The sequence below is a fragment of the Enterobacter cloacae complex sp. 6730903 genome (assembly GCF_048283985.1).
GTDB classification, from domain to species: domain Bacteria; phylum Pseudomonadota; class Gammaproteobacteria; order Enterobacterales; family Enterobacteriaceae; genus Enterobacter; species Enterobacter hormaechei_C.
In genome coordinates, this window is record NZ_JBLVXX010000008.1 from 11,937 (window position 1) to 26,885 (window position 14,949).

Genomic DNA, 14,949 nt, shown 5'->3' on the forward strand with positions numbered 1-14,949 from the left:
AAGGCGTAGCCGCCACCCGGCAATTACCGCCGACCTAACGGCACCACCAGCGGCGTACCCGCCACCGGATCGTCAATAATCATGCAGCGCATGCCGTAGATCCGCGCGATCAGATCCGGCGTCACAATCTCCTTCGGCGCGCCCTGCGCCACAATCTCGCCGTCGCGCAGCGCAATCAGATGCGTCGCGTAGCGGCACGCCTGGTTTAAATCATGCAGCACCGCCGCCAGGGTATACCCCTGCGTGCGGTTCAGTTCGCTCAGCAGCTCCAGCAGGTCAATCTGATGGCTGATATCGAGCCACGTCGTCGGCTCGTCCAGCAGCATGATCGAGGTTTCCTGTGCCAGCACCATCGCGATCCACGCGCGCTGGCGCTGTCCGCCGGAGAGGGTATCGACGCTTTGCCGGGCGAGATCGGTGATGCCCGTCGCCTGCATCGCGCGCGTCACGGCCTCGTCGTCCTCCTTGCGCCAGCGGGTAAACAGCGGCTGGTGCGGATAGCGCCCGCGCGAGACCAGCTCCTGCACGGTAATATCCCCCGGCGTGGTGGCGTTTTGCGCCAGCAGTCCGATGCGTCGCGCCACCTCTTTGCTGGCGAAGCGCTGGATCTGCTCCCCGTCGAGGAACACGCTGCCCTCAACCGGCGACATCAGGCGGCTCAGCGTGCGCAGCAATGTCGATTTGCCGCAGCCGTTTGGCCCGATAATGGCGGTGAAGTGGCCGTCCGGAATGGCAACGGATAAGTCCCGGGCAATGATTTTTTTACCGTAGCCGAGGGTCAAGTTTTCGCCGCGCAAGCGGGGTGTTGAATCTGTCATTTCTTGCGTGACTCCTGAACGAGCAAGACGATGAGGTAAATCCCGCCGAGGCTGACGGTCACCACGCCCACCGGCAGTTGATAAGGCGTAAACAGCCGCTGGGCGCAGAGATCGGCGGCCAGCAGCAGAAGCGCGCCGCACAGCGCCGCCTGGGTTAAGCCCCAGCGCGCGGTGCCGCTAAGTCGCCGCGCGATATGGGGCGCGACAAGGGCAATAAACGAGATCGGCCCGGCGATGGCGGTAGACGCTGCGGTCAGCAAGACCGCCACCAGCATCAGCATCAGGCGCGAGCGCTCTACGCTCACGCCCAGCGCGCAGGCGCTGTCGTCGCCCATCTCCAGCAGCCGCATGCGCCTGACCAGCAGCAACGCGCCAATAAACATCAGGATAATCAGCGGCGCGGCGGGCCAGGTTTTTCCCCACGTCAGACCATTGAGGGAACCGGCGTACCACAGCCCGGCGGAGAGTGCGGTTTCCAGCGACGCCTGTAGCAGAAGCCAGGTGTTAAACGCCATCAGCATCGCGCGGATGCCGATCCCGATGATGATCAGGCGGAAGGTGTCGATGCCGTTGCGCCAGGCCAGGGCCCAGATAAGCAGGGAGGTGAGAATGCCGCCCGCCATGGCCGTAAAGGTAATGGCCGTGAGATGCTGCCCGAACAGCACCATCGCTACCAGCACGCCGCTCCACGCGCCGGTATTCAGGCCCATCACGTCCGGACTGCCGAGGGGGTTACGCATCAGTGACTGGAATATCGCGCCGCTGACGCCAAGCGCCGCGCCGACCAGGATCGCCATCGCCACGCGCGGCAGTCGCCACTCCGTCACCACCATGGTGATGTTACGCGGCGCGCTGCCGGTGAGAGCGTGAAAGACCTGCGCGAAATCAAGCGTTACGGCACCGCTTTGCAGGCTCCAGACCGCCAGCAGCAGACTGGCGACGACCAGCAGGGCGACGCTGGTGAGTAAACGACGGGACGGGGCCATCATGCGCCACCCCCGCGTCTGCGACGTACCAGGGAGATCAGCACCGGCGCGCCGATAAACGCGCTGACCACCGAGACGCGCAGCTCGCCGGGCACCAGCAGGCGGCCCAGTACGTCGGCAAACAGCAGCAGGGCAGGGGTCGCCAGCAGCGTCACCGGCAGCGACCAGCGGTGATCCGCACCCACCAGCCAGCGCGCCATGTGCGGCATCATCAGGCCGATAAAGGCAATCGGCCCGACGACGGCGGTCGCGCTGCCGCACAGCACGGTGATGACAAGCAGGCCCGTCAGCTGCGTGCGCGCCACGCGGTTGCCGAGGGCGGTCGCGGTGTCGCTGCCGAGGCTCAGGCTGTTGAGCGCCCGGCTTAAACACAGCGCCACGGCGGCAGCGATAATGACCGGGAATGCCACCACTTTCAGGGTATCAAGGGTACGGATATCCAGCGAACCAGCCTGCCAGAAGCGCAGCTGGTCATACACGTCCGGGTTGAGCAGGGCGATGCCGTTCGATAACCCTTCCAGCACCGCCGCGAGCGCCACGCCCGCCAGGGTTAAGCGTACCGGGCTGAGCTGTCCACCGCCCTGGCTGCCGGTAAACGCCACCACCAGCGAGGCCGCCAGCGCGCCGCAAAAGGCCATCACCAGCTGTTCAGAGGGGGACGTTAACCCGAAAAGCGCCGCGCCGAGCACGATGGCAAAGCTGGCGCCGGAGTTAACGCCGAGAATGCCGGGGTCCGCCAGCGGGTTGCGGGTAAGGGTTTGCATCAGGGCACCGGCAAGGCCGAGCGCGCCGCCGGCCAGCAGTCCGGCAAGGGTGCGGGGCAGGCGAGCGTCGAGCACGATGACGCAGTCGGCGCTCTGACAGGTACCGGAGAGCGCATCGACAATAACGGACGCGGGCAGCGGTTTTGCGCCGACCAGCAGGCTGAGTGCAATCGCAAGGATTAGCAGTAGCAATAAAACGGGCACGGCAATGGCGCGCACCGCAGAAGAGGAAAACGACATAGCAACATCCATGATTTGATAATGATAGTGATTATCGTTATCTATCTTATTTGGCTATGTTAGCATGTGCGCCCATGGAATTGGTAGAAATAGACTCAAGGCCTTGTCATGAATCAAAAATCCTGGCTGCTTAACCTCAGCCTGCTTAAGACGCACCCGGCGTTTCGCGCCGTCTTTATCGCCCGCTTTATCTCTATTTTGTCCCTCGGCCTGCTTGGGGTTGCCGTGCCCGTCCAGATCCAGTCCATGACCCACTCCAGCTGGCTGGTGGGGTTATCCGTCACCTTAACCGGCGGGGCGATGTTTATCGGCCTGATGGTGGGCGGCGTGCTGGCGGATCGCTACGAGCGTAAAAAACTGATCCTGCTGGCGCGCGGCACCTGTGGGGTGGGCTTTGTCGGGCTGTGTCTGAACGCAATGCTGCCGGAGCCGTCGCTGATGGCGATTTATGCCCTTGGCCTGTGGGACGGCTTTTTTGCCTCGTTAGGCGTGACGGCGCTGCTGGCGGCGACCCCCGCGCTGGTCGGGCGCGAGAACCTGATGCAGGCGGGGGCGATCACCATGCTCACCGTGCGCCTCGGCTCGGTGATTTCGCCGATGGTGGGCGGCCTGATGCTGGCGACCGGCAACGTGGCGTGGAACTACGGCCTTGCCGCGGCGGGCACCTTTATCACCACCCTGACGCTGCTGCGTTTGCCGCTCCTGCCACCCCCGCCGCAGCCGCGCGAGCATCCGCTGAAGTCCCTGATGGCCGCGATTCGTTTCCTGTTCAGCAACCCGCTGATTGGCGGCATTGCGCTGCTCGGCGGCCTGCTGACGATGGCGAGCGCCGTGCGCGTGCTGTACCCGGCGCTGGCGGGCGAGTGGCAGATGAGCGCCTCAGAGATTGGCGTGCTGTACGCCGCCATTCCGCTCGGCGCCGCGTGCGGGGCGCTGACCAGCGGCAACCTGGCGCAGAGTGCGAGACCGGGGTTGATCATGCTGGTGGCGACGCTGGCCTCGTTTATCGCGATTGGTTTCTTCAGCCTGATGCCGGTGTGGGCGCTGGGGGTGATGTGTCTGGTGATTTTTGGCTGGCTGAGCGCGGTCAGCTCGCTTTTACAGTACACCCTGATCCAGACCCAGACGCCGGAAGGGATGCTCGGGCGCATTAACGGCCTGTGGACGGCGCAGAACGTCACGGGCGATGCGATTGGCGCAGCGATCCTCGGCGGGCTGGGGGCGATAATGACCCCGGTGGCGTCGGCGAGCAGCAGCGGGTTTGTGTTAGCCGTGGTTGGCGTAATTTTATTGGCGGTTTTGGTGGAGTTGCGTCGGTTCAGGCAGAACCTGTAGGTCGGGTAAGGCGTAGCCGCCACCCGACAAAACGCCCGGTGGCGCTGCGCTTACCGGGCCTACGGGAAACGTGCCTCTTATTTAAAAATTGAATTCAAACGCTGCAACACCAACATCGCGCTGTAATAATCCAGGCGGAACGTCTCGGTTCCCAATGCCCAAACCCGTTTGTTTTTCACCGACGGCAGATGGGCCAGCAGCGGATTGGCGTAAATCGCATCTACATCTTTCTGGTCGCCCGCAAACACAAACAGTCCTTCACCGTTCAGCCCCGTCGCCAGGTTTTCCCCGCCCAGCTGAATAATGTCGTGACGCTTGCCCTGGCTTTTCGAGGTGTGCAATCCATCGGGTAACGCCGCCAGCGTAAAGCCCAACTGGTGCAGCAGCTTGCCCTGTGCGGATTCCGCGGTCCACAGGTTGGCGCTGTGCGCCGCGGCGGTGTAAACGATGGCGTTCACCGGCTGTGGGGGCAGCTTCATTTGCTGTTTCACCTGGGCGAGCTGTTTATCGAAGGCAGCGATGCGCTCTGCGGCCTGTGTTTCCTGCCCGGTGATCGTCCCCAGCTGGGTCAGCAGTTCCTGCCAGCTTTTGTCGTCGTAGTTAATGATAAGCGTCGGGGCGATGGCGGAAAGCTGATCGTAGAGCGCCAGCGCGGAATCCCCGCCGGTGGCGCTGATCAAAATCAGGTCCGGCATCTGGGCCGCGACCGCTTCGGCGCTCGGCTCGCCGATGTACAGCCGGGCAACCTTACGCTGCTTCGCGATATCGCCCCACTGACGTAAAAAGCCCTGTGCATCTGCCACGCGGTTGTTCGGCGTGGTCGCACCGCTGGCAATGACCGGCGCGTCAATCGCCAGCAGCGAGCCGGTTAGGGTCACGCTGGTGGAGACAATGCGCGTCGGTTTGCTCTCAAGCGTGTGAACGCCGCGGCTGTCGGTGACCTGGCGCGGCCAGTCGGCGGCGACGGCTGAGGTTAGTCCTAAAACAAAAAGTCCTGTTAAAAGAAGGGCATTGCGGTAAAGGGCAGCGATTTTCACAGAGCGGCATCCTGATTTTATTGAAGATAATGCTTCTCATTTTCAGGGCTGTGGGGAAGGGATGCAAGCGTTTGTCACACAAGTTAGTTGCCCGACGGTTGACAGCGGGGCGATGTGGGATTAGGTTAGCCGACGAAAATATAAATGATAATCATTATTGCTTCTTTTATCATTTTAAGGAGGATGATATGGACACGTCCCTGGCTGAGGAAGTTCAGCACACCGCGACCACGCTGCAATCAGACAGCTTTTTCTTTATGTCGCCCTATCGCAGTTTTACGACGTCCGGCTGTTTTGCCCGTTTTTCTGAACCCGCCGTGGGCGGTGACGATCCGGCGGGTCCTTTTCAGCAGAAATTAGCACAGGCTTTCCGGAATGCGAAAGCCAGCGGCATTGCCCATCCGGTGATGGTAGGGGCGATCCCCTTCGATACCCGCAAACCGTCATCGCTGTTTATTCCGCAACGCTGGCAAACCTTCTCCCGCCCGGCGCGTCAGCAGTCCGCACGCTACGCCTCCGGCGCGCAGACGCTGAACGTGCAACAACGCACCGAGATCCCGCCGCAGCCGGTTTTCGAGGAGATGGTGGCTCGCGCCGCGTCGCTCACCGCCACGCCGCAGGTGAATAAGGTGGTGCTGTCGCGCCTGATTGATATCGCCACCGACAAACAGATTGATAGCAGCGCGCTGATGGAGCGTCTTATCGCCCAGAACCCGGCGAGCTTTAACTTCCACGTACCGCTGGAAGACGGCGGCGTGCTGCTGGGCGCCAGCCCGGAACTGCTGCTGCGTAAAGAGGGCGCGCACTTTAGCTCGCTGCCGCTGGCGGGCTCTGCGCGCCGTCAGCCGGACGATGTGCTGGATCGCGAAGCGGGCACTAAGCTGCTGGCCTCCGAAAAAGATCGTCACGAGCACGACCTGGTAACCCAGGCGATGAAAACCATTCTGGAACCGCGCAGCCATCATCTGAGCATGCCGGCTTCCCCGCAGCTCATCACCACCCCGACGCTGTGGCATCTGGCGACGCCGGTAGAAGGTGACGCGCGTGAAAACGAAAACGCCCTGACGCTGGCCTGCCTGCTGCACCCGACGCCAGCGCTGAGCGGCTTCCCGCATCAGGCGGCAAAAGAGCTGATTGCCGAGCTGGAACCGTTCGACCGTGAGCTGTTCGGCGGCATCGTTGGCTGGTGCGACAGCGAAGGCAACGGCGAGTGGGTGGTAACTATTCGCTGCGCGCGGCTGCATCAAAATACCGTTCGCCTGTTTGCCGGCGCGGGCATTGTGCCTGCTTCCTCCCCGGTGGGTGAGTGGCGCGAGACGGGCGTGAAGCTCTCCACCATGCTCAACGTGTTTGGTTTGCACTAAGGAATACTCATGACCATCCCTTTTACCCGCTGGCCTGAGGAGTTTGCCCGCCGCTACCGTGAAAAAGGCTACTGGCAGGATCTGCCGCTGACCCACATCCTGACGGACCATGCGGACAGCGATGCGGTCGCGATAATTGACGGCGATCGCCGCATTACCTACCGCGCGTTTAATCAGGCGGTGACGAATCTGGCGTCTGCCCTTCAGGCGCAGGGGCTGCATCGCGGCGAGACCGCGCTGGTGCAGCTCGGCAACGTGGCCGAGTTCTACATCACCTTCTTCGCGCTGCTGCAAATCGGCGTCGCACCGGTCAACGCGCTCTTTAGCCATCAGCGCAGCGAACTCAACGCCTACGCGGAGCAGATCAAACCCGCCGTGCTGATTGCCGACCGCGACCACACGCTGTTCGCGGGTGATGATTTTCTCAATACCTTTGTGGATGCGCATCGCTCGGTACGCGTTGTGCTGCTACGCGGCGATAAGGGCGAACACGCGCTGGAGGCGGCGATTGCACGCCCGGCGGACAATTTCATCCCGAACCCGACGCCCGCCGACGAAGTGGCGTTCTTCCAGCTCTCCGGCGGCAGCACCGGCACGCCGAAGCTGATCCCGCGTACGCATAACGATTACGACTACAGCATCCGTCGCAGCAACGAAATCTGCGGTATCACTGCGCGCACCCGCTATCTGAACGCGCTTCCCGCGGCGCATAACTACGCCATGAGCTCGCCGGGATCGTTAGGCGTTTTCACGGCGGGCGGCTGCGTGGTGCTGGCGAACGATCCGAGCGCCACGCTCTGCTTCCCGCTGATTGAGCAGCATCAGATAAACGTCACCTCGCTGGTGCCGCCCGCGGTCAGCCTGTGGTTGCAGGCGATTGCCGACGGCGCGGGGAACGCCCAGCTGAAATCCCTGGAGCTGCTCCAGGTGGGCGGCGCACGCCTCTCCGCCACGCTTGCGGCGCGTATTCCGGCGGAAATTGGCTGTCAGCTTCAGCAGGTGTTTGGCATGGCGGAAGGGCTGGTGAACTACACCGCCCTCGACGATGCGCCGGAACGCATCATCAATACCCAGGGCCGCCCGATGTGCCCGGACGATGAAGTGTGGGTGGCGGATGAGGACGGCAACCCGCTGCCGCGCGGGGAAGTCGGGCGTCTGATGACGCGCGGCCCTTACACCTTCCGCGGCTATTTCAACAGCCCGGAGCACAACGCCAGTGCCTTTGATGCCAACGGTTTCTACTGCTCGGGCGATCTGATCGCCATCGATGAGCAGGGTTACATCACCGTGCAGGGGCGCGAGAAAGATCAGATCAACCGCGGTGGCGAGAAGATCGCCGCCGAAGAGATCGAAAACCTGCTGCTGCGCCACGACGCGGTGATCCACGCCGCGCTGGTGAGCATGGAGGACAGCCTGCTGGGCGAAAAAAGCTGCGCGTACCTGGTGGTGAAACAACCCCTGCGCGCGGTGGAGGTGCGCCGCTTCCTGCGCGAGCAGGGCGTCGCCGAATTTAAGCTGCCGGACCGCGTGGAGAGCGTAGATGCGCTTCCGCTCACGCCGGTCGGCAAAGTTGATAAGAAACAGTTGCGCCTGTGGCTTGCTGAACGCGCCCGGGGCTGAGGAACAGAGAATGGCCATTCCAAAATTAACCGCATACGCGCTGCCAACCGCCGCCGAACTGCCGACCAGTAAAGTGAACTGGGCGTTTGAGCCGGAGCGCGCCGCGCTGTTGATCCACGATATGCAGGAGTACTTCCTGAACTTCTGGGGCGAAAACAGCGACATGATGCAGCAGGTAGTGGCGAACATCGCTAAACTGCGCGCGTACTGCAAAGAGCACAATATTCCGGTGTACTACACCGCGCAGCCGAAAGATCAGAGCGATGAAGACCGCGCCCTGCTGAACGATATGTGGGGGCCGGGCCTGACTCGCTCGCCGGAGCAGCAGCGCATCGTCGCTGAGCTGACCCCGGACGAAGCGGACACCGTGCTGGTGAAGTGGCGCTACAGCGCGTTTCACCGCTCGCCGCTGGAGCAGATGCTTAAAGAGACCGGGCGCAACCAGCTTTTGATCACCGGCGTGTACGCCCACATCGGCTGCATGACCACCGCCACCGACGCCTTTATGCGCGACATCAAACCGTTCTTTATCGCCGACGCGCTGGCGGATTTCACCCGCGACGAGCACCTGATGTCGCTGAAATACGTGGCAGGACGTTCGGGCCGCGTGGTGATGACCGACGAACTGCTGCCGTCCGTTCCGACAACGAAAGCCGCGCTGCGTGAGCTGATCCTGCCGCTGCTGGACGAGTCCGACGAGCCGATGGATGACGAAAACCTGATCGACTACGGTCTGGATTCAGTGCGCATGATGGCGCTGGCCGCCCGCTGGCGCAAAGTGCACGGCGACATTGATTTCGTGATGCTGGCAAAAAATCCGACCCTCGATGCCTGGTGGGCGCTGCTCTCCCGCGAGGTGAAGTGATGGTTTTTGATTTCACCGGTAAAACGGTCTGGGTGACGGGCGCGGGTAAGGGCATTGGTTATGCGACCGCGCTGGCATTTGTGGAGGCCGGGGCGCAGGTGACCGGGTTCGATCTGGCTTTCCCTCACGGCGAATATCCGTTTGCCACCGAAACGCTGGACGTGGCGGATGCGGCGCAGGCGAGTGACGTCTGCGGGCGTTTGCTCAGCAGCCTTGAGCGGCTCGATGTGCTGGTTAACGCGGCGGGCATTCTGCGTATGGGCGCGACGGATCAGCTCTCGCAGGAGGACTGGCAGCAGACCTTTGCGGTCAACGTCGGCGGCGCGTTCAACCTGTTCCAGCAGACGATGGGCCAGTTCCGTCGTCAGCAGGGTGGGGCGATTGTGACGGTGGCCTCTGACGCGGCGCACACGCCGCGCATCGGCATGAGCGCCTACGGCGCGTCGAAAGCGGCGCTGAAAAGCCTGGCGCTGACCGTCGGGCTGGAACTGGCGGGCAGCGGCGTACGCTGTAACCTGGTGTCGCCGGGTTCAACGGATACCGACATGCAGCGCACCCTGTGGACCAGCGATGATGCGGAACAGCGGCGCATTCGCGGCTTTGGCGAGCAGTTCAAGCTCGGCATTCCGCTCGGTAAAATTGCCCGTCCACAGGAGATTGCTGCGACCGTGCTGTTCCTGGCATCCGATGCCGCCAGCCATATCACCTTGCAGGATATCGTGGTGGACGGCGGCTCCACGCTGGGGGCGTAATGATCTGGAAACGTCATTTAACGCTCGAGGAGCTGAACGCCACCAGCCTGAATACGATGGTGGGGCACCTTGGCATCGTCTATACCCGCCTCGGGGACGATACGCTGGAAGCAGAGATGCCGGTGGATGCCCGCACCCACCAGCCGTTTGGCCTGCTGCATGGCGGCGCCTCGGCGGCGCTGGCGGAAACGCTGGGCTCAATGGCCGGTTTTCTGATGACCCGTGACGGGCAGAACGTGGTGGGCACGGAACTGAATGCCACGCACCACCGCGCGGTCTCTCACGGTAAGGTACGCGGCGTGTGTCAGCCGCTGCATCTGGGCCGTTCCAGCCAGAGCTGGGAGATCGTGGTGTTCGACGAGCAGGGGCGGCGGTGCTGTACCTGTCGGTTGAGTACGATGGTGTTGGGGTAAGTCATTCAGCTGAAAGTGATCGGCTTAACACTGTGGTGTAAATCTCTGGTTTGACCACGCATTATTGCGTTTCAAAGTTGTTAAATTTTATCCGTTGTTCTAGAAACAAAATGTAACATCTCACTGTTTCACAACAACGGACAACAACTATGAACAACTCAGGGAAATACCTTACGTGGGCGGTGCTCTCCGTGGTGGGAGCCTTTGCCCTGGGCTATATCGCCCTCAACCGGGGGGAGCAGATCAACGCGCTGTGGATCGTCGTCGCCTCCGTCTGCATTTATCTGATCGCATACCGTTTTTATGGCCGCTATATCGCTAAGACGGTACTGGGCGTAGACGGCACGCGCATGACGCCGGCCGTGCGTCATAACGACGGTCTGGACTACGTGCCGACCGATAAAAAAGTGCTGTTCGGTCACCATTTCGCGGCGATTGCCGGGGCAGGCCCGCTGGTGGGGCCGGTACTGGCCGCGCAGATGGGCTACCTGCCAGGGATGATCTGGATCCTCGCGGGGGTGGTGCTGGCGGGCGCGGTGCAGGACTTCATGGTGCTGTTCGTCTCCACCCGCCGCGACGGTCGTTCGCTGGGTGAGCTGGTGAAAGAGGAGATGGGCGCAACCGCCGGGGTGATTGCGCTGGTGGCGACCTTTATGATCATGGTGATCATCCTCGCGGTGCTGGCGATGATCGTTGTGAAAGCCTTGACCCACAGCCCGTGGGGAACCTATACCGTCGCCTTCACCATTCCGCTGGCGCTGTTTATGGGGATCTATATCCGCTATCTGCGTCCGGGGCGCATTGGTGAAGTTTCAGTTATTGGCCTGGTGTTCCTGGTGTTTGCGATTATCTCCGGCGGCTGGGTAGCGGAAAGCCCGACCTGGGCGCCGTTCTTCGACTTCACCGGCGTGCAGCTGACCTGGATGCTGGTGGGCTACGGCTTCGTGGCGGCGGTGCTGCCGGTATGGCTGCTGCTGGCCCCGCGTGACTACCTCTCTACCTTCCTGAAAATCGGCACCATCGTCGGGCTGGCGATCGGCATTCTGATTATGCGCCCGACCCTGACCATGCCTGCGCTGACCAAATTTATTGACGGCACCGGCCCGGTCTGGACCGGCAACCTGTTCCCGTTCCTGTTTATCACCATCGCCTGTGGGGCGGTGTCGGGCTTCCACGCGCTGATCGCCTCCGGGACCACGCCGAAGATGCTGGCGAATGAAAATCAGGCCTGCCTGATTGGCTATGGCGGCATGCTGATGGAGTCCTTCGTGGCGATTATGGCGCTGGTTTCGGCCTGTATTATTGACCCGGGCGTTTACTTTGCGATGAACAGCCCAATGGCGGTACTGGCCCCGGCGGGCACCGTTGACGTGGTTGCCTCTGCCGCGCAGGTGGTCAGCGGCTGGGGCTTTGCGATTACCCCGGAAACGTTGACGCATATCGCCAACGAGGTCGGCGAGCAGTCGATTATCTCCCGTGCGGGCGGAGCGCCAACGCTGGCGGTGGGTATGGCCTACATTTTGCACGGCGCGCTGGGCGGGCTGATGGATGTCTCGTTCTGGTATCACTTCGCCATTCTGTTCGAGGCGCTGTTTATTCTGACGGCAGTGGATGCCGGTACGCGTGCGGCGCGCTTTATGTTGCAGGATCTGCTGGGGGTGATCTCCCCGAACCTGAAGCGTACCGATTCACTCCCGGCTAACCTGCTGGCGACGGCGCTGTGCGTGCTGGCGTGGGGCTACTTCCTGCATCAGGGCGTGGTCGATCCGTTGGGCGGGATTAACACCCTGTGGCCGCTGTTCGGTATCGCCAACCAGATGCTGGCGGGCATGGCGCTGATGCTCTGCGCGGTGGTGCTGTTCAAGATGAAGCGCCAGCGTTACGCATGGGTGGCGCTGGTGCCAACGGCGTGGCTGCTGATCTGTACCCTGACCGCGGGCTGGCAGAAAGCCTTCAGCCCGGACAACAAGGTGGGCTTCCTGGCGATCGCCAACAAGTTCCAGGCGATGATCGACAGCGGCAAGATCCCGGCACAGTACACCGAGTCGCAGCTGTCGCAGCTGGTGTTTAACAACCGTCTGGACGCCGGGCTGACCATCTTCTTTATGGTGGTGGTTGTGGTGCTGGCGTTGTATTCTCTGAAAACCGCGCTGGCGGCGTTGAAAGTCGACAAACCGACGGCGAAAGAGACACCGTATGAGCCAATGCCTGAGAACCTGGACGAGATTGTCACCCAGGCGAAAGGGGCGCATTAACATTACCAAACCCCCCTCACCCCAGCCCTCTCCCCACAGGGGCGAGGGTGTTAAAGTTCCCTCTCCCCTTTGGGGAGAGGGTCAGGGTGAGGGGAATACAAACGAGAAACTGATTATGTTCGACACCCTTTCCAAAGCAGGTAAATACCTGGGCCAGGCCGCTAAAATGATGATTGGCGTGCCGGATTACGACAACTACGTCGAGCATATGCGCGTCAACCACCCGGACCAGACGCCCATGACCTACGAAGAATTTTTCCGCGACCGCCAGGACGCCCGCTACGGCGGCAAGGGCGGGGCGAAGTGCTGTTAACCCTCTTTTGGTAAATAGAGGCTGATCTGCTCCTGTTTACAGCCGTAAATTGCCGCCAGCTTTTCGCGGGTGCGCTTTTGCGGTCGGGAGTCCAGCGCTTCAAGCTGTGACACGGCGGACTGGCTGATGCCAAGCTTCTCCGCCACCTCCTGCTGGGACATGCCGCGTAAAATGCGCCAGGCGGCCTGTAGGCTGACGTTTTGCCAGGTCATGATGCTGCATACTTCTCCGGGCAATTCCACGTCATCCAGACTATCGTGTTCGACTTCAATATCCTCCAGATCGTCGTCGGTTTCGTCGTCAATTTCTGACATCTGTAAGAGCATACGAAAATATTCGTGATAGGGAATAACGGCGTACTGCGTTTTCCCGTTATCGTCCTTGATTAGCTGAACAGCCATAGGTGGCACTCTCCTCATGCAGGTAAGTCGTTGAAGTTCTGCGCTTGACGGCCAAAACATAACAATGGTTATCAGGATTGTCCCGAAGCGTATAGACGATGCGGTAATCGCCTACGCGAAGCCGGAAATGATCTTCGGTCGCCGATATTTTTTTGATATCGGGCCGGGGAGCCGAGCGGTCATCCAGCTCAGTAAGCTTTACCTCAATGCGACGCTGATACCGCTCGTCAATTCTGGAAAATGCCTTTTTTGCACCATTGGACCAGACAATCTTCATCCGTACCTCCACTGTACGCCCACACAAAATATAAGGAAATAATAAGACTATTAGATAAATTCCGAATTTCTTATGGGCTACTGTAGAGCGGAGAAAAACCGCGAGAAAGCGGCAAACCGCGAATCGTCGAGGCGGCTCGAACAGGCCTCTGCCGGGCGACAGAGGCATACAGTAAACTTGCGATCAGGCGTTCAGACCGCCGTCGACATCCAGACCGGTGCCGGAAATTTGACCCGCGGCCCCAGCCCACGACTGGCGCCGGTAACCAGCGCCTTTTTACCTGTTAAATCGATCTGCATGATGACCTCGTTACGAGAGTGGAGAGAATCATCATTAGGTATAGTCCGTCGGCGCGATTAACGGCTGAAGGATTCCACCTTCTCAAACGCGGTGCGCAGAACCTCAGGCGTTAACGTCACCGGCAGATAGTGAATCGACTCCACCGGGCGCAGGGTGTGGGCAATGACCTTATCCAGCTCGTCGCGGTTGTGAATATCGACGTCCAGCTCGCGAAGCGTGGTCGGCAGATTGAAGCGCTGGTACGCCGCCACCAGCTGCGCCAGCACGTCGTCCTGACCGAGCAGGGCGCTCTGCACCAGAATGCCGTAGGCCACCTTGGTGCCGTGCAGGTATTTTTCCGTCTGCGGCAGCACGGTTAAGCCGTTGTGCACCGCGTGCGCTGCCGCCACGCGGGTGTAGCGCTCACCCAGACCGCCGACCATTCCGCCTCCGGCAATAATCGCGTCCACCACTTCCCGGAACGCCTGCGTCTGTTCGCCGCGCTGCTGATCCGCAAGCGCCTCTTCACTGCGTTCCAGCAGCACGTCGCGGATCGCCAGCGCACCGTTCAGGCCAAGACGCACGGTCAGCGGCAGACTCTCAGGTTGAGGGGCGAGCACCGCCGCTTCGTACCACTTCGCCAGCGTATCGCCGATGCCCGCCAGCAGGTATTCCGCCGGGGTGTTAAGGATGATCTGCGGCTCCACCAGCACCAGAAAGTTGGCGTCGTCAAAAATCTCAAACTGTAGCGCCTGACCGGCATCGTTGTACCACACGGAGAGGGGCGTCCACGCCGCGCAGGTGGCGGCGATAGTGGGAATGCCCACGAACGGCACGCCCAGACGACGCGCCACGGCCTTGACGGTATCCATTACCGCGCCGCCGCCCACGCCAATCACCACGCTGGCTTCACTTCCCGATTCGTTCACCAGATGAGTGACGTCACGCTCGCTGCAATGGCCCTTAAACAACAGATGTTTTGCCCCCGTCGCGTTAAAACTCTGCGGCAGATAAGGGCGTGCGCCCTCGATTGCCCGCTCGCCGTAGATCCACACTGCGCGGGAAAGCTGTTCCGGAGTAAAGAAATCATCCAGGTGCGCAAGGCTTCCCGGATGAGAGTAGTAGTTCGCCGGGCCAGGCACGACGCGGATATCGGTGTTGCTCATGAAGTTGTCCTTTTTTAGCAAGCGCTAACCCGATGTTATGTCTGGACATCCGGATGGCTAATAA

General features: G+C 61.3%; 15 protein-coding genes. 8 read left to right on the plus strand and 7 right to left on the minus strand.

What is annotated here, in order from left to right; all coding sequences use genetic code 11:
* Positions 1–23: 23 nt before the first annotated feature.
* From fepC to fepD, 3 genes are read right to left on the minus strand one after another with little or no spacing between them, the layout of a single operon-like run.
* Positions 24–818, minus strand: a complete 795-nt coding sequence (gene fepC / locus ACNQ0W_RS05835) for an iron-enterobactin ABC transporter ATP-binding protein (protein WP_062932229.1) — start codon at positions 816–818, stop codon at positions 24–26.
* On the minus strand, positions 815–1,804 hold the full coding sequence (fepG, locus tag ACNQ0W_RS05840) for an iron-enterobactin ABC transporter permease (protein ID WP_074135646.1): 990 nt from the start codon (positions 1,802–1,804) through the stop codon (positions 815–817). The genes fepC and fepG overlap by 4 nt, the downstream gene beginning before the upstream one ends.
* On the minus strand, positions 1,804–2,808 hold the full coding sequence (gene fepD, locus ACNQ0W_RS05845; RefSeq protein ID WP_062932227.1) for a Fe(3+)-siderophore ABC transporter permease: 1,005 nt from the start codon (positions 2,806–2,808) through the stop codon (positions 1,804–1,806). The genes fepG and fepD overlap by 1 nt, the downstream gene beginning before the upstream one ends.
* A gap of 108 nt (positions 2,809–2,916) precedes the next feature.
* Here fepD and entS point away from each other — a divergent pair, with 108 nt between their 5' ends.
* Positions 2,917–4,143, plus strand: coding sequence for an enterobactin transporter EntS (entS, locus tag ACNQ0W_RS05850; RefSeq protein ID WP_062932226.1), 1,227 nt, complete (start codon positions 2,917–2,919; stop codon positions 4,141–4,143).
* A 77-nt stretch (positions 4,144–4,220) separates the two neighbouring features.
* Here entS and fepB read toward each other — a convergent pair whose 3' ends face one another.
* Positions 4,221–5,180, minus strand: coding sequence for a Fe2+-enterobactin ABC transporter substrate-binding protein (gene fepB / locus ACNQ0W_RS05855; protein WP_062932225.1), 960 nt, complete (start codon positions 5,178–5,180; stop codon positions 4,221–4,223).
* A gap of 188 nt (positions 5,181–5,368) precedes the next feature.
* On the opposite strand from fepB, the gene entC reads away from it, so the two are divergent.
* The 7 genes from entC to ACNQ0W_RS05890 all read left to right on the plus strand — a co-directional run bounded on the left by entC (position 5,369) and on the right by ACNQ0W_RS05890 (position 12,762).
* Positions 5,369–6,544, plus strand: coding sequence for an isochorismate synthase EntC (entC, locus tag ACNQ0W_RS05860; RefSeq protein ID WP_062932224.1), 1,176 nt, complete (start codon positions 5,369–5,371; stop codon positions 6,542–6,544).
* 9 nt (positions 6,545–6,553) lie between these two features.
* Positions 6,554–8,164, plus strand: coding sequence for a (2,3-dihydroxybenzoyl)adenylate synthase EntE (entE, locus tag ACNQ0W_RS05865; protein WP_062932223.1), 1,611 nt, complete (start codon positions 6,554–6,556; stop codon positions 8,162–8,164).
* A gap of 10 nt (positions 8,165–8,174) precedes the next feature.
* Positions 8,175–9,029 carry an isochorismatase gene (locus tag ACNQ0W_RS05870; protein WP_015571175.1) on the plus strand — a complete coding sequence of 285 codons (855 nt, stop codon included), beginning with the start codon at positions 8,175–8,177 and terminating at the stop codon, positions 9,027–9,029.
* Positions 9,029–9,781, plus strand: coding sequence for a 2,3-dihydro-2,3-dihydroxybenzoate dehydrogenase EntA (gene entA / locus ACNQ0W_RS05875; protein WP_062932222.1), 753 nt, complete (start codon positions 9,029–9,031; stop codon positions 9,779–9,781). Before ACNQ0W_RS05870 ends, entA begins: the two co-directional genes overlap by 1 nt.
* Positions 9,781–10,194 carry a proofreading thioesterase EntH gene (gene entH / locus ACNQ0W_RS05880; protein ID WP_015571173.1) on the plus strand — a complete coding sequence of 138 codons (414 nt, stop codon included), beginning with the start codon at positions 9,781–9,783 and terminating at the stop codon, positions 10,192–10,194. The genes entA and entH overlap by 1 nt, the downstream gene beginning before the upstream one ends.
* 149 nt (positions 10,195–10,343) lie before the next feature.
* Positions 10,344–12,449 carry a pyruvate/proton symporter CstA gene (cstA, locus tag ACNQ0W_RS05885; protein ID WP_015571172.1) on the plus strand — a complete coding sequence of 702 codons (2,106 nt, stop codon included), beginning with the start codon at positions 10,344–10,346 and terminating at the stop codon, positions 12,447–12,449.
* Positions 12,450–12,564: 115 nt separating this feature from the next.
* Positions 12,565–12,762, plus strand: a complete 198-nt coding sequence (locus ACNQ0W_RS05890) for a YbdD/YjiX family protein (protein WP_006809671.1) — start codon at positions 12,565–12,567, stop codon at positions 12,760–12,762.
* Here the strand turns inward: ACNQ0W_RS05890 and ACNQ0W_RS05895 are convergent.
* From ACNQ0W_RS05895 to ACNQ0W_RS05905, 3 genes are all read right to left on the minus strand, one after another.
* Positions 12,759–13,163, minus strand: coding sequence for a helix-turn-helix domain-containing protein (locus ACNQ0W_RS05895; protein WP_032670385.1), 405 nt, complete (start codon positions 13,161–13,163; stop codon positions 12,759–12,761). The genes ACNQ0W_RS05890 and ACNQ0W_RS05895 overlap by 4 nt on opposite strands.
* Positions 13,135–13,440 carry a type II toxin-antitoxin system RelE family toxin gene (locus tag ACNQ0W_RS05900; RefSeq protein ID WP_045142683.1) on the minus strand — a complete coding sequence of 102 codons (306 nt, stop codon included), beginning with the start codon at positions 13,438–13,440 and terminating at the stop codon, positions 13,135–13,137. Before ACNQ0W_RS05900 ends, ACNQ0W_RS05895 begins: the two co-directional genes overlap by 29 nt.
* A 356-nt stretch (positions 13,441–13,796) precedes the next feature.
* Positions 13,797–14,885: an oxidoreductase gene (locus ACNQ0W_RS05905; protein WP_062932221.1), complete on the minus strand. Its 1,089-nt coding sequence runs from the start codon at positions 14,883–14,885 to the stop codon at positions 13,797–13,799.
* Between the last annotated feature and the right edge of the window lie 64 nt (positions 14,886–14,949).